Here is a 17,365-nt window from a genome sequence, read left to right as displayed (position 1 = left end):
CTATCGCTGGATGAATGGGCGGAGGCGAGCATGGATGTGGTGAATCTTGCCATCCGGGACCAGAAACGTCTCGTCCACGTGCGCCCCCACCCGCCGGCCGGCGAGCGACGGCTTGGTGATCACGTCGAACCGTGCCCGCACCACCTCGCCGTCGACGGTGAAATCCGGCAGCGTCGTCGCCTCGATCAGCCGGAACTGCGGACCCCGATTCAGGCTGCGCCGCAAATGATTTCCGGAGAAACCAGTCTTGATGCCCTGCTCTATTCGCACACAGTCCGGCGCGAACGGAACCGCGTCGCCGTTGTGGGTGACCAGCGCGTCGATGTAGGACTGGGCCGCCGCGATCCGATCGGCGTCGGAAACCACTAGATCCGCTCGATGATGGTGCCGGTCGACAGCGCACCGCCGGCGCACATCGTGATCAGCGCGGTGCTCTGATCGGAGCGTTCCAACTCGTGCAGCGCGGTGGTGATCAGCCGGCTGCCGGTGCAGCCCACCGGATGGCCCAGCGCGATCGCGCCGCCGTTGACGTTGACCCGGGCCATGTCGGCTTCGTGCACCCGCGCCCAGGACAGCACCACCGACGCGAACGCCTCGTTGATCTCGACGATGTCGATGTCGCCCATCTTCATGCCGGCCTTCTCGAGCACCTTGGCCGTCGACTGCACCGGGCCGTCCAGGTGGTAGTAGGGCTCGGCGCCGACGTTGGCCTGGCTGATGATCCGGGCGCGCGGCTTCAGGCCGAGTGCTTTGGCTTTTTCTTCGTCCATCCACAGCACCGCCGCGGCGCCGTCGGAGATCTGCGACGACGTGCCCGCGGTGTGGATACCGCCGTCAAGCACCGGCTTCAGCCCGGCCAGGCCCTCCAGCGTGGTGTCGCGCAGACCCTGGTCGCGGCTGACCATGTGCCGCTCACTGGTCGGCTGCTTCTGCTCGTCGAGCACTGGCGCCTCGATCGGCGAGATCTCCCGGTCGAAGCGACCCTCGTCCCAGGCTTGCTTGGCCTTCAGCTGTGAGGCCAACCCGAACTCGTCGATGTCTTCGCGGGTGATGCCGCGGCGCTTGGCAATCCGCTCGGCGGCCTCGAACTGGTTGGGCATGTCGATGTCCCACGATTCGGCGCGCCAGTTGCGGTCCGGGCCGGCGTTGGCGCCCAGGCCGACGCGGCTCATCGCCTCGATGCCGCAGGCGATGCCGATGTCGATGGCACCGGCCGCGATCAGCCCGGCGATCAGGTGGTTGGCCTGCTGGCCGCTGCCGCACTGACAGTCGACGGTGGTGGCGCCGACCTGTTCGGGCAAACCCGCGGTCAGCCAGGCGGTGCGGCTGATGTTGTTGGACTGCTCGGCGTACTGGGTGACGCATCCGCCGATCACCTGCTCGACGGCACCGGGGTCGATGCCGGCCTTGGTTACCAGCGCCTTTTGCACCGAGCCAAGGAGCTCGGTGGCATGCAGCCCCGACAGCCAGCCGTTGCGTTTGCCGATCGGACTGCGGGTGGCTTCGACGATTACCGGGTTACCCATGCGGTCAGGCTAGAACACGTTTCATTACTCTGACAAGCGAGGATGCGCTCACACCTTTTGGTCTGCGGTGGAGCCGTGTTTTACTGGCACTAGAACACGTTGCAATGAGGAGCCAGCGATGCCTACCCCTAATCTTCCCCCCGGGTTCGACTTCCTCGATCCTGATATCAACGTCAAGGGTCTGCCGGTCAAGGAGCTTGCCGAGCTGCGTAAGGCGCAGCCCATCTTCTGGGTCGACGTTCCGGGTGGAACCGGCGGCTTCGGGGACAAGGGCTATTGGGCGATCTCCAAGCACAAGGACGTCAAGGAGATCTCCGTCCGCAGTGACGTCTTCTCCTCTCAGCAGGACTGTGCCATCCCGGTCTGGCCGCCGGAGATGACGCGCGAGCAAATCGACCTCCAGCGCAACGTCATGCTCAACATGGACGCGCCGCACCACACCCGTCTGCGCAAGATCATTTCGCGTGGGTTCACCCCGCGTGCCATCGGGCGGCTGCGCGACGAACTCGATGCCCGCGCGCAGAACATCGCGAAGACCGCCGCCGCGGCGGGAACCGGTGACTTCGTCGAACAGGTGTCATGCGAACTGCCGCTGCAGGCCATCGCCGGTCTGCTGGGCGTTCCCCAGGACGACCGGGACAAGATCTTCCGCTGGTCCAACGAGATGACCGGCAACGAGGATCCCGAATACGCGCACATCGACCCGGCGATGTCGTCGGCCGAGCTGATCATGTACGCGATGAAGATGGCCGAGGAGCGGGCCAAGAATCCCGGAGACGACATCGTCACCCAGTTGATTCAGGCCGACATCGACGGCGAGAAGCTCTCCGACGACGAATTCGGGTTCTTCGTGGTGATGCTGGCTGTCGCCGGCAACGAGACCACCCGAAACTCCATCACGCACGGCATGATTGCGTTCTCCGAGAACCCCGAGCAGTGGGAGCTGTTCAAGAGGGAACGCCCGGAGACCGCGCCCGACGAGATCGTCCGTTGGGCCACCCCGGTCACCGCGTTCCAGCGCACCGCGTTGGAGGACTACGAGCTCTCCGGGGTGCAGATCAAGAAGGGGCAGCGGGTGGTGATGTTCTACCGCTCGGCCAACTTCGACGAAGAAGTCTTCGAGAATCCGTTCACGTTCGACATTTTGCGCAACCCGAACCCGCACGTCGGCTTCGGCGGCACCGGGGCGCATTACTGCATCGGCGCCAACCTGGCGCGGATGACAATCAGCCTGATCTTCAACGCAGTCGCCGATCACATGCCTGACCTCAAACCGCTCTCGACGCCCGAGCGGCTGCGGTCGGGGTGGCTGAACGGCATCAAGCACTGGCAGGTCGACTACACCGGTAAGTGTCCGGTGGTGCACTGATGGATTTCACCCTCGACCCGGCGCAGCAGGCTGTCGCCGACGTGGTCACGTCGGTGCTGGACCGCGATTTGAGCTGGGAGGCACTGGTTTCCGGCGGTGTGACGGCGTTGCCGGTGCCTGAACGACTGGGCGGCGACGGGGTAGGCCTGTCCGAAGTCGCGACGGCACTGACCGAGATCGGCCGGCGCGGTTTCGTCGGTCCGGCCCTGGCGACTCTCGGGCTCGGTGCCGTGCCGCTGCTGGACCTGGCCTCCTCCGAGCAGCAGGACCGCTACCTCGCAGGCTTGGCCAAGGGATCGATTCTCACCGCGGCGCTGAACGAACCCGGCGTCGCACTGCCGGAGCGGCCTGCTGTGACGTTGTCCGGTAACCGGTTGTCCGGCACCAAGATCGGCGTCGGCTATGCCGAGCAAGCCGAGTGGATGATCGTGACTGCCGACAGCGCCGTCGTCGTGGTGTCGCCCAAGGCTTCTGGTGTGGAGTTGGTGCGCACCCCGACCTCCAACGGATCCGACGAGTACGCGGTGACGTTCTCCGACGCGGAGGTCGACGGTGTGTTGCACGAGGCGACCACGCACCGAGTGAATCAACTGGCGCTGGCTGTGGTGGGAGCGTATGTCGCCGGTTTGGTGGCTGGCGCGCTGCGCCTGACCGCCGACTACGTGACCAACCGGCACCAGTTCGGCAAGCCGCTCTCGACGTTCCAGACAGTCGCGGCGCAACTCGCGGAGGTCTACATCGCCTCGCGCACAATCTCCTTGGCGTCGACGTCGGTGGTGTGGAGGTTGGCCGAGGGCCGCGACGCCGACGACGACCTCGACGTGCTCGGCTACTGGATCACCTCGCAGGCGCCGCCGGTGATGCAGATCTGCCACCACTTGCACGGCGGGATGGGCATGGACATCACCTATCCGATGCCGCGGTACTACTCGACGATCAAAGACCTGACCCGGTTGCTGGGCGGGCCGTCGCATCGTCTCGATCTGGTGGGAGCGCAATGTTCGTCGACCTGACGCCGGAGCAGCGGCAGCTGCAAGCCGAGCTGCGGCAATACTTTTCGAACCTGATCTCGCCCGAAGAGCGCAAGGCGATGGAGTCGGACCGCCACAACGAAGCGTACCGCGCGGTAATCCGGCGGATGGGCCAGGACGGCAAGCTCGGCGTGGGCTGGCCAAAGGAGTTCGGCGGCCTGGGCTTCGGACCGATCGAGCAGCAGATCTTCGTCAACGAAGCGCATCGGGCCGACGTGCCGCTGCCCGCGGTGACGCTGCAGACGGTCGGGCCCACCCTGCAGATGTACGGCAGCGAGATGCAGAAGAAGAAGTTCCTGCCGGCGATCCTGGCCGGCGAGGTGCACTTCGCGATCGGCTACACCGAACCGGAGGCGGGCACCGACCTTGCGTCGTTGCGCACCACCGCTGTTCGGCACGGCGACGAGTACATCGTCAACGGCCAGAAGATCTTCACCACCGGCGCGCACGACGCCGACTACATCTGGCTGGCCTGCCGCACCGACCCGGATGCGGTGAAACACAAGGGCATTTCGATCCTGATCGTCGACACCAAGGATCCCGGCTACTCCTGGACGCCGATCATCCTGTCCGACGGCGCCCACCACACCAACGCCACCTACTACAACGACGTCCGTGTTCCCGCCGACATGCTGGTCGGCGAGGAGAACGGTGGATGGCGGCTGATCACCACCCAGCTCAACAACGAGCGGGTGATGCTGGGTCCGGCCGGCCGGTTCGCCAGCATCTACGACCGGGTGCACGCGTGGGCGTCCAAGCCGGGCGGCAACGGCGTCACGCCGATCGACCACGACGACGTCAAGCGCGCGCTGGGCGAGATCCACGCGATGTGGCGGATCAACGAACTGCTGAACTGGCAGGTGGCGGCGGCTGGCGAGGACATCAACGTCGCTGACGCCGCATCGACGAAAGTCTTTGGTACCGAACGGGTTCAGTATGTCGGTCGGCTCGCTGAGGAGATCGTCGGGAAGTACGGCAACCCGGCCGAGCCGGAGACTGCGGAGCTGCTGGCCTGGCTGGACGCGCAGACCAAGCGCAACCTGGTGATCACGTTCGGGGGTGGCGTCAACGAAGTGATGCGGGAAATGATCGCGGCCTCGGGTCTCAAGGTGCCGAGGGTGCCACGATGAGCGATTTCGAGGCCGCCGTCGAGCAGGTGAAAGCGGCGGGCAAGAGCAAGCCGCGCCTGGGCCGGGATCCGGTGAACCTGCCGATGATCCACCACTGGGTGGACGCGATGGGCGATGCGAACCCCATCTACGTCGACGAGGCGGCGGCGAAGGCCGCCGGCCACCCGGGAATCGTGGCGCCGCCGGCCATGATTCAGGTCTGGACAATGATGGGCCTGGGCGGCGTGCGGCCGGACGACGACCCGCTGGGCCGCATCATCACGTTGTTCGACGACGCCGGCTACGTCGGGGTCGTTGCGACCAACTGCGAGCAGACCTACCACCGCTATCTGCGGCCGGGCGAAGAAGTCAGCGTCAGCGCCGAGCTCACCGACGTGGTCGGTCCCAAGCAGACCGCGCTGGGCGAAGGCTATTTCATCAATCAGCACATCACCTGGCAGGTCGGTGACGAGGATGTCGCCGAAATGAATTGGCGCATCCTGAAATTCCGGCCGCGTGAGGCCGACAAGCCGGCGGTGCCCGACGACCTCGACCCCGACGCACTGATGCGACCGTCGTCGTCGAAGGACACGCAGTTCTTCTGGGACGGCATCAAGGCGCACGAACTGCGGATCCAGAAGCGCGCCGACGGCAGTCTGCAGCACCCGCCGGTGCCGGCGGTGTGGCAGGACAAAGAAGCTCCGATCGACTACGTCGTGGCCAGCGGCAAGGGCACCGTGTTCAGCTTCGTGGTGCACCATGCGCCGAAGGTGCCCGGCCGAACGTTGCCGTTCGTCATCGCGCTGGTCGAACTCGAGGAGGGGGTGCGGATGCTCGGCGAGCTGCGCGGGGTCGACCCGTCGCGCGTGGAGATCGGAATGCCGGTCCGGGCAACGTATCTGGACTTTCCGGACTGGACGTTGTATGCGTGGGAGCCGGACGCATGACAGCCGTGGGTACTACGCTGCCGGAGCTCAAGCTGTACGGTGACCCGACGTTCATCGTGTCGACGGCGCTAGCGACCCGGGATTTCCAGGATGTCCACCACGACCGGGACAAGGCGCAGGCCAAGGGTTCCAAAGACATCTTCGTCAACATCCTCACCGACACCGGCCTGGTGCAGCGCTACATCACCGACTGGGCCGGCCCGTCGGCGGTCATCAAGTCGATCGGCTTGCGGCTGGGCGTGCCGTGGTACGCCTACGACACCGTGACGTTCTCCGGTGAGGTCACCGCCGTCGAAGACGGCCTGATCACCGTGAAAGTGGTGGGCCGCAACAGCCTTGGCGATCACGTGGTCGCCACCGCTACCTTGGAGGCCCCTGATGCTGTCCGGTAAGGCCGCGATCGTCGGGATCGGTGCCACCGACTTCTCGAAGAACTCCGGCCGCAGCGAGTTACGGCTGGCGGCCGAGGCGGTGGCCGATGCCCTCGACGACGCCGGGCTCAGCCCGTCGGACGTCGACGGGCTGACCACATTCACGATGGACACCAACACCGAGGTAGCCGTCGCGCGTGCGGCCGGCATCGGTGAGCTCAAGTTCTTCTCCAAGATCCACTATGGCGGCGGCGCGGCGTGCGCGACCATCCAGCAGGCCGCGATGGCCGTCGCCACCGGGGTAGCGGATTGTGTTGTCGCATACCGCGCTTTCAACGAGCGTTCCGGCATGCGGTTCGGCCAGGTGCAGACCCGGCTGAGCGAGAACGCCGATTCGACGGGCGTGGACAACTCGTTCTCGTACCCGCACGGCCTGTCCACACCGGCGGCACAGGTCGCGATGATCGCGAAGCGCTACATGCACCTGTCCGGCGCGACCAGTCGCGACTTCGGCGCCATCTCGGTGGCCGACCGCAAGCACGCCGCCAAGAACCCGAAGGCCTACTTCTACGAGAAGCCGATCACCATTGAGGACCACCAGAATTCGCGGTGGATCGCCGAGCCGCTGCGGCTGCTGGACTGCTGCCAGGAGACCGACGGCGCGGTCGCGATCGTAGTGACGTCGGTCGAGCGCGCGAAAGACCTCAAACACCGCCCGGCTGTCATCGAGGCCGCGGCGCAGGGGTCCAGCCCCGACCAGTACACGATGGTGAGCTACTACCGGCCTGAGCTCGACGGGTTACCCGAGATGGGTTTGGTCGGCAAGCAGCTGTGGGCGCAGTCGGGGCTCAAGCCTTCCGACATCCAAACCGCTGTGCTTTACGACCACTTCACTCCCTTCACCCTGATTCAGTTGGAGGAGTTGGGATTCTGCGGCTGGGGCGAGGCCAAGGACTTCATCGCCGACGGGGCGATCGAGATCGGCGGCCGGCTGCCGATCAACACGCACGGCGGCCAGCTCGGTGAGGCCTACATCCACGGCATGAACGGAATCGCCGAGGGTGTGCGGCAATTGCGCGGCACGTCGGTGAACCAGGTCGACGACGTCGAGCACGTGCTGGTCACTGCGGGTACTGGTGTTCCCACATCGGGCCTGATCCTGGGCTAACCCCCTTCCGCTCGTCGAGCGTGCGGCGAGCCGCACGTTCGCGACCGAGTGTGCGGCCAGCCGCACACTGGGCGGCTGAAGTGACACCCGCGGTTGGTCGTGCAAGCCTGCGGGGTCATGGGAGAGCCGTTCATCGGCAGCGAAGCCATCGCCACAGGCACCTTGACCAAGACCGAACTGGCTACACGACATCGGCGATTGTTTCCAGATGTCTATGTCGAACGCGATATCGACTGCACCGCGCAGCTACTTGCGAAGGCAGGCTGGCTGTGGACCGGCCGCCGCGGCGTGGTCGCAGGATTCGCAGCAGCCGCCCTGCATGGCAGCAAGTGGGTTGACGATGCGCTGGTCGTGGATTTGATTCACAACAACGGGCGCAGCGCGCCGGGCATCCGAACGCATCGTGAACGTATCGAAGAAGACGAGGTAGAGGAGGTGGCCGGAATGCCCATCACTTCACCGGCGAGGACGGCCCTTGACTTCGGATGTTGGTACCCGACCATGACAGCTGTCGCAGCCATCGACGCGCTCGGCAGGGCAACGAAGATCAAGGCGGACGACGTGGATCTGCTGCTTCGCCGATACGCCGGCCGCAGAGGCATCGCCGGAGCACGCTACGCCATAGATCTGTTCGACGCCGGGGCGCAGTCACCCAAAGAGTCGTGGCTGCGCGTCGTCTTGATCCAGGGCGGCCTGCCAAGGCCGCGGACGCAGATTCCTGTGCTCAACGAATTCGGCAATGCCATCGCATACCTCGACATGGGTTGGGTAGACCCGAAAGTCGCTGTCGAGTACGACGGTGACCACCACCGCAGCGATCGTCGACAATACAACTGGGACGTCAGGCGACTGGAAACGCTCGAGCGTCTCGGATGGATCGTCATCCGGGTCGTCGCAGGGGACCGGCCCGCCGAAATCGTCAGCCGTGTTCGCACGGCATTGGCTCGGCGACTGTGCGGCTAGCCGCACGCTCGGGAACGAAAGTGCGGCTAGCCGCACACTCGGCGAAAAGAGCTACGCCGAGACCAGCTCTACGCCGCTAAGCACTACCGCGTCGTCACGTCCCGGCGCGACGACGTGTCCCACCACGCGGTCGTTCTCACGCCACAGCTGCGCCCGCAACGTCTCGCCGGGAAAAACCACGCCGGCAAAGCGGGCGCCGTAGGAGGCCACCCGACTAACATCGCTGTCCAGGCAGGCGTCGACGATCGCTTTGCACGTGATGCCGAAGGTGCACAGCCCGTGCAAGATCGGCTTGGGAAACCCTGCAGCAGCGGCGAATTCGGGATCGGAGTGCAGCGGATTGCGGTCCCCGCACAACCGGTAGAGCAGGGCCTGCTGCGGCAGCGTCGGCATCTCCAGCTCGACATCCGGCGCGCGGTCCGGCGCGTCCGTAGTAGTCGACGGCCCACGCTCGCCGCCGAATCCGCCTTCGCCGCGGGCGAAAATCGAGCGGCGCTGGGTCCACAGCGGCGACCCGTCCAACGCAGTCACCGCCGTTTCCAACACGACGACCGCGGCCTTGCCCTTGTCCCACACCTCGACGATCCGGCTGACCGCGCGGGCACTGCCCGACGGCGGCAACGGCGCGGGCACGCTCACCTGCTCCGAGGCGTGCAGAATTTTGGCCAGGTCGATGTCGACGCCCGGCCAACTGACCTTCGGCGGCTCGATGTCGTTGAAGGAAGCCGCCACACAGCCGAAGGTCGGCAGCACCTGCGGCTTGTGATCTATCACGTAGCTCAGCTCGCTGGGATTCATCGGGTCTGCGCCGGCTCCCAGCGCGAGGTTGTAGAGCTGCACATTACTTGCTGTCCACGAGAATTCGACGTCACCGAACTCGGCGCCCAGTGCGACGTCCGGATTGATCGGCATGTCAGGCCTCCCCTGCGATGTGTAGCGCCGCCAAGTACCCGAATGTCATCGCCGGGCCGATGGTCCCGCCCGGACCGGGGTAAGTGTGGCCCATCACCGGGGCACTGACATTGCCTGCAGCGTAAAGGCCTTCGATGATGCTGCCGTCGTCGCGCAGCGCTCGCCCGTGCACATCGGTGCGGATGCCACCCTTCGTCCCCAGGTCGCCCGGCACCATCTTGGCGGCGTAGTACGGCGGGTGGCTGATCTCGCCGAGGTTCGGGTTGGGCTTGTTGGTGGGGTCGCCGTAGTAGCGGTCATAGGCGCTCTCGCCGCGGTGGTAGTCCTCGTCGACGCCCGAGCGCGCAAAGCCGTTGAACCGCTGCACCGTCGCGACGAACTCGTCGGCCGGCAAGCCCGCCTTTGAAGCCAGCTCTTCCAAGCTGGGAGCCTGGATGATCACGCCTGATTCCAGCCACTTGCGCGGAATGCGTTGCCCGGGCTGCAAACCCGCGAAGATGTAGCGGTCGCGATACTGCTGGTCGAACACCAGCCACGCCGGAATGTTCTCGCCCGGTCCGGGCCCCTGGCCGTATTCCCCGCCGTACATGTGATGGCAGGCCTCGACGTAGGGCATCGACTCGTTCATGAACCGCTTGCCCGACATGTTGACGATGATCGAGCCCGGCGAGTTGCGCTCCGACAGCGCGAACCACGGCGCGCCCACCAGCGGTACCGTCGGACCCCACCACGCGTCTTCCATCAGTTCCAAAGTGGCGCCCAGCTTTTCGGCGGCCAGAATCCCGTCACCGGTGTTGGCCGCCGCGCCCACGGTCCACTCGGTGGTGATCGGCGCACGCTGGTATTTGACCCGCATCTGCTCGTTGTGCTCGAAACCGCCGCAGGCCAGGATCACCCCGCGCCGGGCCTTGATGAGCTCGCCGTCGTTGACGTAAACCCCGCGCACCACGCCATCCTCGACGTAGAGATCCGTCAACGCGGTATTCAGCCGGACCGGAACGCCGGCCTCCCGCAAACCGATTCGCAGCGGCGCGATCAGCGCGCGCCCCATCCCGACCAGGTTCTTACCGGTCGCCTTCGCCCACATCGTGCGCGCGCCGATCTTCAGGCTGCGCAACACGCCGCGGGGATGCCGCTTCAACTGGTTCAACCGCACGTAATCCTGCTGCATGACAACGACATTCAAAGGCACCTTGCCGTACGGCGGCTCCAGCCCGGGCAGATCGGGACCCAACTTGCGCGCGTTGAACGGCTTGGGCTCGATCGAACGGCCGCCCGGCCGGCCGCCCGGGGCCTCCGGGTAGTAGTCGGAGTAGCCGGGCACCCAGCACATCTTCAGCGGCGTGTGGTCGAGCACGAACGACAGCATCTCGGGCCCGCGCTGCAGGTAGGTGTCGATGCGTTCCGGCTCGACGATGTCGCCGACGATTCCGTGCAGGTAGGTGCGGGCCGCTTCGGGGGTGTCGGTGACGCCGTCGCGCTTGAGCACCTCGTTGTTGGGAATCCAGACGCCGCCGCCCGAGCGCGCGGTCGAGCCGCCGTAGTGAGCGGCCTTCTCGATGACTATTGTCGAGAGACCTCGGTGAGCGGCGGCGAGGGCAGCAACCATGCCGGCGCCGCCGCTTCCGACCACGACGACGTCGAACTCCTGAGCTGTCATGTAGAACACGTTATAGAATTGCCCGGGTCGGGCGCTACTGGCCCGGTCACACCGACGAGGGGACTTCGGCAAATGATCCCGGTTGCCACCCGTGACGAGCTGGCCGCCGACCTGGCGCAGGCCGAGCGCAGCCGTCGGCCGATCGCGCCGTTGACGGCTGGGCACCCGGGGATCGACGTCGTCGACGCCTACGAGATCCAGCTGATCAACATCCGTCAGCGGGTGGCCGAGGGAGCCCGGGTGGTCGGCCACAAGGTGGGCCTGTCCAGCAAGGCGATGCAGCAGATGATGGGCGTCGACGAACCGGACTACGGCCACCTGCTCGACGAGATGCAGGTCTTCGAGGACAAGCCGGTCCCCGCCGCGAACTACCTCTATCCGCGGGTGGAGGTCGAGGTCGGGTTCATCCTGGCCGACGACCTGCCCGGCGCGGAATGCACCGAGGACGACGTGCTCGAGGCGACGGCCGCGTTCGCGCCCTCGATCGAGCTGATCGACACCCGCATCACCGACTGGAAGATCGCGCTGTGCGACACCATCGCCGACAACGCGTCCTCGGCGGGGTTCGTGCTCGGCACGGAACGGGTGTCGCCCAAGGACATCGACATCACCGCGATCGACGCCGTGCTGACCCGCAACGGCGAGGTCGTGGCCAAGGGCCGCAGCGACGCCGTGCTGGGCAACCCGGTCACGGCCGTGGCGTGGCTGGCCCGCAAGGTGGAATCCTTTGGTGTACGGCTGCGAAAAGGTGACATCGTGTTACCCGGCTCGTGCACCCGGGCCATCGACGCCCGGCCCGGCGACAACTTCGTCGCCGAGTTCACCGGCCTCGGGTCCGTCCGGCTGTCGTTCGAATAGTTCGAATAAGAGGAGCGTTCATGCCGTCCAAGGCCTCGGTCGCAATCGTCGGGTCGGGCAACATCAGCACCGACCTGCTGTACAAGCTGCTGCGTTCGGAGTGGCTGGAGCCGCGCTGGATGGTCGGCATCGACCCGGACAGTGAAGGCCTGGCCCGGGCGCGCAAGCTGGGCCTGGAGACCACGCACGAGGGCGTCGACTGGCTGCTCGCCCAGTCCGAGAAGCCAGACCTGCTGTTCGAGGCGACCAGCGCCTACGTCCACAAGGCCGCCGCACCCAGATACGCCGAGGCCGGCATCCGGGCCATCGACCTGACCCCGGCGGCCGTCGGGCCGGCCGTCATCCCGCCGGCCAACCTGCGGGAGCACCTCGACGCCCCGAACGTCAACATGATCACCTGCGGCGGTCAGGCGACCATCCCGATCGTGTACGCGGTCAGTCGCGTCGTGGAGGTGCCCTACGCCGAGATCGTCGCCTCCGTCGCAAGCGTCAGTGCCGGCCCGGGCACCCGCGCGAACATCGACGAATTCACCAAGACCACCAGCAAGGGCGTCGAGACCATCGGCGGCGCCCAACGCGGCAAGGCGATCATCATTCTCAACCCGGCCGACCCGCCAATGATCATGCGCGACACCATCTTCTGCGCCATCCCCGAGGACGCTGATCGCGACGCGATCGCGCAGTCGATTCACGACGTCGTCACCGAGGTGCAGACCTACGTGCCCGGCTACCGGCTGCTCAACGAGCCGCAGTTCGATGAGCCCTCGGTGGTCAACGGGGGCAACCATCTGGTCACCACGTTCATCGAGGTCGAGGGTGCCGGGGATTACCTACCGCCGTATGCGGGCAACCTCGACATCATGACCGCGGCGGCGACCAAGGTCGGCGAGGAAATCGCCAAAGAGACTCTCAGCGTTGCGGGAGGCACACGATGACCAGCATCTGGGATGTCCGCATCACCGACACGTCGTTGCGTGACGGCAGCCACCACAAACGCCACCAATTCACCAAAGACGAGGTTCACGCCATCGTCGCCGCGCTCGACGCGGCCGGGGTGCCGGTGATCGAGGTGACCCACGGCGACGGCCTGGGCGGATCGAGCTTCAACTACGGCTTTTCCAAGACCCCCGAGCAGGAGCTGATCAAGCTGGCGGCCGAGACCGCCAAGGAAGCCAAGATCGCGTTCCTGATGCTGCCCGGGGTGGGCACCAAAGAGGACATCAAAGAGGCACAGGACAACGGCGGCTCGATCTGCCGGATCGCCACCCACTGCACCGAGGCCGACGTGTCGATCCAGCACTTCGGGCTGGCCCGCGAACTGGGCTTGGAGACGGTCGGGTTCTTGATGATGGCGCACACGATTCCGCCGGAGAAGCTGGCCGCGCAGGCGCGCATCATGGCCGACGCCGGCTGCCAGTGCGTCTACGTTGTGGACTCCGCGGGCGCACTGGTCCTCGAGGGTGTGCGCGACCGGGTCGCGGCGCTGGTTGCCGAGCTTGGCGACGACGCCCAAGTCGGTTTCCACGGGCATGAGAACCTCGGTCTGGGGGTGGCCAACTCGGTCGAGGCGGTTCGGGCCGGCGCCAAGCAGATCGACGGGTCGGTTCGTCGCTTCGGCGCTGGTGCCGGCAACGCTCCGGTCGAGGCGCTGATCGGCGTGTTCGACAAGATCGGCGTCAAGACCGGCATCGACTTCTTCGACATCGCCGACGCCGCCGAGGACGTCGTGCGCCCGGCGATGCCGGCGGAATGCCTGCTCGACCGCAACGCGCTGATCATGGGCTACTCCGGCGTGTACTCGAGCTTCCTCAAGCACGCTGTGCGGCAATCCGAGCGGTATGGCGTGCCCGCCCACGAGCTGTTGCACCGAGCGGGTCAGCGCAAGTTGATCGGTGGCCAGGAGGACCAGCTCATCGACATCGCGCTGGAGATCAAGCGGGAGCAAGCCAGCGCACAGGCCGCACAAAGGTAGCCCGAGTAACCTGGCCCGCATGAGCACATCCAAGACACGTCACCGCGGGCTGTACGGCCTGCTCGTCGGCGGACTACTCAGTGCGACCGCCGCGACGGTGATCGCGGTACCCCTGGCCGGCACAGCCGCTGCGGATTGCAATCAGGACGTGGGTAGTTCCATCGACTCGTACCTGCAGCGCCATCCCGACCTCCATGCGCAGCTGCAGGCCAAGGCTTCGGCCGACGGCGGTAACGGCAACGTCATCGACTACCTGAACCGGCATCCCGACGTACGCCAGCACCTGATCGAGCTGTCCCACGCGTGCCCGCCCTAGTGAGTCGCGCTCGTCGTTGAACGGCGCGGTCAACGCCGCGGAATGTTCGCCCATTGACGAAAACTAGAACACGTTCTAGCGTCTAGGCGTGTTCTCTGAGCCACTTGCTGCCGCCATCGCCGAGGCCGAGGAACTCGTGGCCGCCGCACCACATATCGAGACAGAGGCCGACCTACTCGAAGGACTGCAGTACCTGGCCCAAGGCGTCGCCGCCTGTACCCATCTGGCCTTCCACTACGACCGGGACCACCCGTTCTTCCTCAGCGGCACCGGACCGTTCACCAAGATGGGTCTGGACAATCCGGACACCATGTACTTCGGCACCCGCGTACAGCCAGGCCACGCGTACGTGGTGTCCGGAGTGCGTGGCACCACCACTGACCTGAGCTTCCAACTCTTGGGCGGCGAGTACACCGACGAAGGCGTGCCGGTCAGCGAGGCCGCGTTCGACGACCGTGAACTCGACATTGCCTCCGACGGCAGCTTCGAATGGCGTTTCACACCCAAGAAGCCCGCGCAGCTCGTCGTCCGCGAAGTCTACGGCGACTGGTCCCAGCAGCGCGGCACGATCGCGATATCACGAGTCGACACTGCGGGCACCGCCCCGCCGCCGCTGACCCGGGCCACCATCGAAAAGCGTTACGCCACAGCGGGAAAGCAACTCGTCCAGCGGATCAAGACCTGGCTGCAGTTTCCCCAGTGGTTCTATCTCGACATCCCGGTCAACACCATGGTTCCGCCGCGGTTGACGCCCGGCGGTCTGGCGACGCAGTACTCGTCGGTCGGGCATTTCGACCTGCGGCCCGACCAGGCGCTGGTGATCACCCTGCCGGTGACCGACGCGCCGTACCTCGGCTTCCAGCTGGGCAGCATGTGGTACATCTCGCTGGACTACATCAACCACCAGACGTCGCTGAATGCCACTCAGGCCCAAGCGGATCCCGACGGCAAGATCCGGATTGTGGTGGCCGACCAGAACCCCGGCGTCACCAATTGGGTCGAAACGCTCGGGCACCGGCGCGGTTTCCTGCAGTTCCGTTGGCAGCGGGTGTCACGTCAGCTGACCGAAGCCGACGGGCCGAGCGTCGAGCTCGTCGACTTCGACGCGGTGCCGGCCGCGCTGCCGTACTACGAGCACAACAAGATTTCCGATGACGCCTGGCGTGCGCGAATTGCGCAGCGCCAGACGCAAATCGCCAACAGAATGCTGGGGTAGTGATGGCCGGAATGCTCGACGGCAAGGTCGTGGTGATCAGCGGGGTGGGCCCTGCGCTGGGCACCACGCTGGCCCGCCGCTGTGCTCGGGACGGTGCCGACCTGGTGCTGGCGGCCCGCACCGTGGAGCGTCTCGACGACGTCGCCAAGCAGATCACCGACAGCGGGCGGCGCGCGGTGGCGGTTTCCACCGATATCACCGACGACGATCAGGTGGCCAATCTGGTCGAGGCGTCCCTGGCGGCTTACGGCAAGGTTGACGTGTTGATCAACAATGCGTTTCGGGTGCCGTCGATGAAACCGTTGGCGGGCACGAGCTTTCAACATATCCGGGATGCCATCGAGCTCACCGTGCTTGGCGCGCTGCGACTCATTCAGGGTTTCACACCCGCGCTTGCCGAGGCTAAGGGCTCGATCGTCAACGTCAACTCGATGGTGATCCGCCACTCGCAGGCCAAGTACGGTGCCTACAAGATGGCCAAGTCCGCGCTGCTGGCCATGTCGCAATCGCTGGCCACTGAGCTGGGCGAACAGGGTATCCGCGTCAATTCCGTTGCGCCCGGCTATATCTGGGGCGACACCCTCAAAGGGTACTTCGCCCATCAGGCCGGCAAGTACGGAACCACGGTCGACGACATCTATACCGCCACCGCCGCCAATTCCGACCTCAAGCGGCTGCCCACCGAAGACGAGGTGGCATCGGCGATTCTTTTCCTGGCCAGCGATCTGTCCAGCGGCATCACCGGACAGACACTGGACGTCAACTGCGGGGAGTACAAAGCGTGACCGACCGCACCGATGTCGGCACCGTCGACGACTTGCACGCCTCGGCGTCGAAGTTCATCGGGCTGGACGACTTCGGCACAGACGACGACAACTACCGCGAGGCACTGGCGGTGCTGCTGGAGTCCTATCGGCGCGAAGCGGACCTGACTCCGTTGGGCAGCAAGATGAATCGGTTCTTTCTTCGCGGTGCGCTGGTGGCCAGGCTGCTGTCGGAGGCGGCTTGGAAGCAGTATCCCGAGCATGCCGACGTCGTGATCGAGCGGCCGATCTTCGTCACCGGCCTGGTGCGCACCGGCACCACCGCGCTGCACCGGCTGCTCGGCGCGGACCCGGCCCATCAGGGCCTGCAGATGTGGCTGGCCGAATACCCGCAGCCGCGCCCGCCGCGGGAAACCTGGGAATCCAATCCGGTTCATCAGCAGATCGATGCGCAATTCAACCGCCACCACGAGGAGAACCCGGACTACACCGGCCTGCACTTCATGGCCGCCGACGAACTCGAGGAGTGCTGGCAGCTGCTGCGACAGTCGTTTCATTCGGTGTCGTACGAGACCTTGGCGCACCTGCCGACGTACGCGCGGTGGCTATCCCGGCAGGACTGGACACCGGCATATCGGCGGCACCGCAAGAACCTTCAGCTGATCGGCCTGCGCGATGCCGACAAGCGGTGGGTGCTGAAGAACCCCAGCCATCTGTTCGCGCTCGACGCACTGATGTCGACCTACCCCGACGCGATCGTCATCCAAACCCACCGTCCGGTCGAGACGATCATGGCGTCGATGTGCTCGCTGGCCCAGCACACCGCCGAGGGCTGGTCGAACACCTTCACCGGTGCCCAGATCGGTTACGACTCGATGGAAACCTGGTCGCGCGGGCTGGAGCGGTTCAACGCCGCACGGGCCAAATACGATTCGGCGCAGTTCTACGACGTCGAGTACAGCGACTTCATCGCCGACCCGCTGGGCACGGTGGAACGGATCTACCGCCACTTCGGTCTGACACTGACCGACGAGGCCCGGGCCGCGATGGAAAAGAGCCACGCGGAGAGCAAGACCGGCCCGCGGGCGCCCAAGCACACGTATTCGCTTGCCGACTACGGGCTCACGGCGGAGTCAGTGAAGGAACGCTTCGCCGGGCTGTGATGCGCGAGCAGCTACCAGGG

At 65.8% G+C, this 17,365-nt stretch carries 18 protein-coding genes; 14 read left to right on the top strand and 4 right to left on the bottom strand.

Annotated features, from left to right (window positions below; genetic code table 11):
- Together MFM001_RS18945 and MFM001_RS18940 are read right to left on the bottom strand one after the other, a co-directional pair.
- A complete protein-coding gene (locus tag MFM001_RS18945; protein WP_116376816.1) occupies positions 1-366 on the bottom strand; it encodes a nuclear transport factor 2 family protein in 366 nt (121 codons plus the stop codon).
- Entirely contained in the window at positions 366-1,526 is a 1,161-nt protein-coding gene (locus MFM001_RS18940) for a steroid 3-ketoacyl-CoA thiolase (protein ID WP_116376815.1), read from the bottom strand. Before MFM001_RS18940 ends, MFM001_RS18945 begins: the two co-directional genes overlap by 1 nt.
- Before the next feature lie 118 nt (positions 1,527-1,644).
- Here MFM001_RS18940 and MFM001_RS18935 point away from each other — a divergent pair, with 118 nt between their 5' ends.
- From MFM001_RS18935 to MFM001_RS18905, 7 genes are all read left to right on the top strand, one after another.
- The gene (locus MFM001_RS18935) at positions 1,645-2,895 is read left to right on the top strand and encodes a cytochrome P450 (RefSeq protein WP_116376814.1); all 1,251 of its coding nucleotides are present in this window, start codon (positions 1,645-1,647) and stop codon (positions 2,893-2,895) included.
- Complete coding sequence (locus MFM001_RS18930) at positions 2,895-3,908, top strand: acyl-CoA dehydrogenase family protein (protein ID WP_116376813.1); 1,014 nt, start codon at positions 2,895-2,897, stop codon at positions 3,906-3,908. Before MFM001_RS18935 ends, MFM001_RS18930 begins: the two co-directional genes overlap by 1 nt.
- Positions 3,893-5,056, top strand: coding sequence for an acyl-CoA dehydrogenase FadE29 (gene fadE29, locus MFM001_RS18925; RefSeq protein ID WP_116376812.1), 1,164 nt, complete (start codon positions 3,893-3,895; stop codon positions 5,054-5,056). The genes MFM001_RS18930 and fadE29 overlap by 16 nt, the downstream gene beginning before the upstream one ends.
- A complete protein-coding gene (locus MFM001_RS18920; protein ID WP_116376811.1) occupies positions 5,053-5,982 on the top strand; it encodes a bifunctional MaoC family dehydratase N-terminal/OB-fold nucleic acid binding domain-containing protein in 930 nt (309 codons plus the stop codon). Before fadE29 ends, MFM001_RS18920 begins: the two co-directional genes overlap by 4 nt.
- Positions 5,979-6,374, top strand: a complete 396-nt coding sequence (locus tag MFM001_RS18915) for a MaoC family dehydratase (protein WP_116376810.1) — start codon at positions 5,979-5,981, stop codon at positions 6,372-6,374. The genes MFM001_RS18920 and MFM001_RS18915 overlap by 4 nt, the downstream gene beginning before the upstream one ends.
- Positions 6,361-7,521 carry a lipid-transfer protein gene (locus MFM001_RS18910; protein ID WP_116376809.1) on the top strand — a complete coding sequence of 387 codons (1,161 nt, stop codon included), beginning with the start codon at positions 6,361-6,363 and terminating at the stop codon, positions 7,519-7,521. The genes MFM001_RS18915 and MFM001_RS18910 overlap by 14 nt, the downstream gene beginning before the upstream one ends.
- 117 nt (positions 7,522-7,638) lie before the next feature.
- Positions 7,639-8,484 carry an endonuclease domain-containing protein gene (locus tag MFM001_RS18905; protein ID WP_116376808.1) on the top strand — a complete coding sequence of 282 codons (846 nt, stop codon included), beginning with the start codon at positions 7,639-7,641 and terminating at the stop codon, positions 8,482-8,484.
- A 51-nt stretch (positions 8,485-8,535) separates the two neighbouring features.
- Here MFM001_RS18905 and MFM001_RS18900 read toward each other — a convergent pair whose 3' ends face one another.
- On the bottom strand, positions 8,536-9,396 hold the full coding sequence (locus tag MFM001_RS18900; protein ID WP_116376807.1) for a MaoC family dehydratase: 861 nt from the start codon (positions 9,394-9,396) through the stop codon (positions 8,536-8,538).
- A gap of 1 nt (position 9,397) precedes the next feature.
- Complete coding sequence (kstD, locus tag MFM001_RS18895; protein WP_116376932.1) at positions 9,398-11,056, bottom strand: 3-oxosteroid 1-dehydrogenase; 1,659 nt, start codon at positions 11,054-11,056, stop codon at positions 9,398-9,400.
- A gap of 72 nt (positions 11,057-11,128) precedes the next feature.
- On the opposite strand from kstD, the gene MFM001_RS18890 reads away from it, so the two are divergent.
- The 7 genes from MFM001_RS18890 (at position 11,129) to MFM001_RS18860 (ending at position 17,345) form a co-directional block, all read left to right on the top strand.
- A complete protein-coding gene (locus MFM001_RS18890; protein ID WP_116376806.1) occupies positions 11,129-11,914 on the top strand; it encodes a 2-keto-4-pentenoate hydratase in 786 nt (261 codons plus the stop codon).
- A 20-nt stretch (positions 11,915-11,934) separates the two neighbouring features.
- Positions 11,935-12,849 carry an acetaldehyde dehydrogenase (acetylating) gene (locus MFM001_RS18885; RefSeq protein WP_116376805.1) on the top strand — a complete coding sequence of 305 codons (915 nt, stop codon included), beginning with the start codon at positions 11,935-11,937 and terminating at the stop codon, positions 12,847-12,849.
- Positions 12,846-13,886, top strand: a complete 1,041-nt coding sequence (gene dmpG / locus MFM001_RS18880) for a 4-hydroxy-2-oxovalerate aldolase (RefSeq protein WP_116376804.1) — start codon at positions 12,846-12,848, stop codon at positions 13,884-13,886. The genes MFM001_RS18885 and dmpG overlap by 4 nt, the downstream gene beginning before the upstream one ends.
- A gap of 19 nt (positions 13,887-13,905) precedes the next feature.
- Entirely contained in the window at positions 13,906-14,202 is a 297-nt protein-coding gene (locus MFM001_RS18875) for a hypothetical protein (RefSeq protein WP_116376803.1), read from the top strand.
- 88 nt (positions 14,203-14,290) lie between these two features.
- Entirely contained in the window at positions 14,291-15,418 is a 1,128-nt protein-coding gene (locus tag MFM001_RS18870; RefSeq protein WP_116376802.1) for a hypothetical protein, read from the top strand.
- Positions 15,419-15,420: 2 nt separating this feature from the next.
- Entirely contained in the window at positions 15,421-16,203 is a 783-nt protein-coding gene (locus tag MFM001_RS18865; RefSeq protein ID WP_116376801.1) for an SDR family oxidoreductase, read from the top strand.
- Positions 16,200-17,345 carry a sulfotransferase gene (locus tag MFM001_RS18860; protein WP_116376800.1) on the top strand — a complete coding sequence of 382 codons (1,146 nt, stop codon included), beginning with the start codon at positions 16,200-16,202 and terminating at the stop codon, positions 17,343-17,345. The genes MFM001_RS18865 and MFM001_RS18860 overlap by 4 nt, the downstream gene beginning before the upstream one ends.
- Positions 17,346-17,365 lie beyond the last annotated feature (20 nt).

The sequence above is a fragment of the Mycobacterium sp. MFM001 genome (assembly GCF_003402475.1).
Classification (GTDB): domain Bacteria; phylum Actinomycetota; class Actinomycetes; order Mycobacteriales; family Mycobacteriaceae; genus Mycobacterium.
Note: the sequence above shows the minus strand (reverse complement) of the source record. Positions and strands in the feature narration are given on the sequence as shown.

Coding starts and splice junctions, on each gene's coding strand:
- MFM001_RS18940 (WP_116376815.1), bottom strand. CDS start 1,526: ATGGGTAACCCGGTAATCGTCGAAGCCACCCGCAGTCCGATCGGCAAA.
- MFM001_RS18935 (WP_116376814.1), top strand. CDS start 1,645: ATGCCTACCCCTAATCTTCCCCCCGGGTTCGACTTCCTCGATCCTGAT.
- MFM001_RS18930 (WP_116376813.1), top strand. CDS start 2,895: ATGGATTTCACCCTCGACCCGGCGCAGCAGGCTGTCGCCGACGTGGTC.
- fadE29 (WP_116376812.1), top strand. CDS start 3,893: ATGTTCGTCGACCTGACGCCGGAGCAGCGGCAGCTGCAAGCCGAGCTG.
- MFM001_RS18920 (WP_116376811.1), top strand. CDS start 5,053: ATGAGCGATTTCGAGGCCGCCGTCGAGCAGGTGAAAGCGGCGGGCAAG.
- MFM001_RS18915 (WP_116376810.1), top strand. CDS start 5,979: ATGACAGCCGTGGGTACTACGCTGCCGGAGCTCAAGCTGTACGGTGAC.
- MFM001_RS18910 (WP_116376809.1), top strand. CDS start 6,361: ATGCTGTCCGGTAAGGCCGCGATCGTCGGGATCGGTGCCACCGACTTC.
- MFM001_RS18905 (WP_116376808.1), top strand. CDS start 7,639: ATGGGAGAGCCGTTCATCGGCAGCGAAGCCATCGCCACAGGCACCTTG.
- MFM001_RS18900 (WP_116376807.1), bottom strand. CDS start 9,396: ATGCCGATCAATCCGGACGTCGCACTGGGCGCCGAGTTCGGTGACGTC.
- kstD (WP_116376932.1), bottom strand. CDS start 11,056: ATGACAGCTCAGGAGTTCGACGTCGTCGTGGTCGGAAGCGGCGGCGCC.
- MFM001_RS18890 (WP_116376806.1), top strand. CDS start 11,129: ATGATCCCGGTTGCCACCCGTGACGAGCTGGCCGCCGACCTGGCGCAG.
- MFM001_RS18885 (WP_116376805.1), top strand. CDS start 11,935: ATGCCGTCCAAGGCCTCGGTCGCAATCGTCGGGTCGGGCAACATCAGC.
- dmpG (WP_116376804.1), top strand. CDS start 12,846: ATGACCAGCATCTGGGATGTCCGCATCACCGACACGTCGTTGCGTGAC.
- MFM001_RS18875 (WP_116376803.1), top strand. CDS start 13,906: ATGAGCACATCCAAGACACGTCACCGCGGGCTGTACGGCCTGCTCGTC.
- MFM001_RS18865 (WP_116376801.1), top strand. CDS start 15,421: ATGGCCGGAATGCTCGACGGCAAGGTCGTGGTGATCAGCGGGGTGGGC.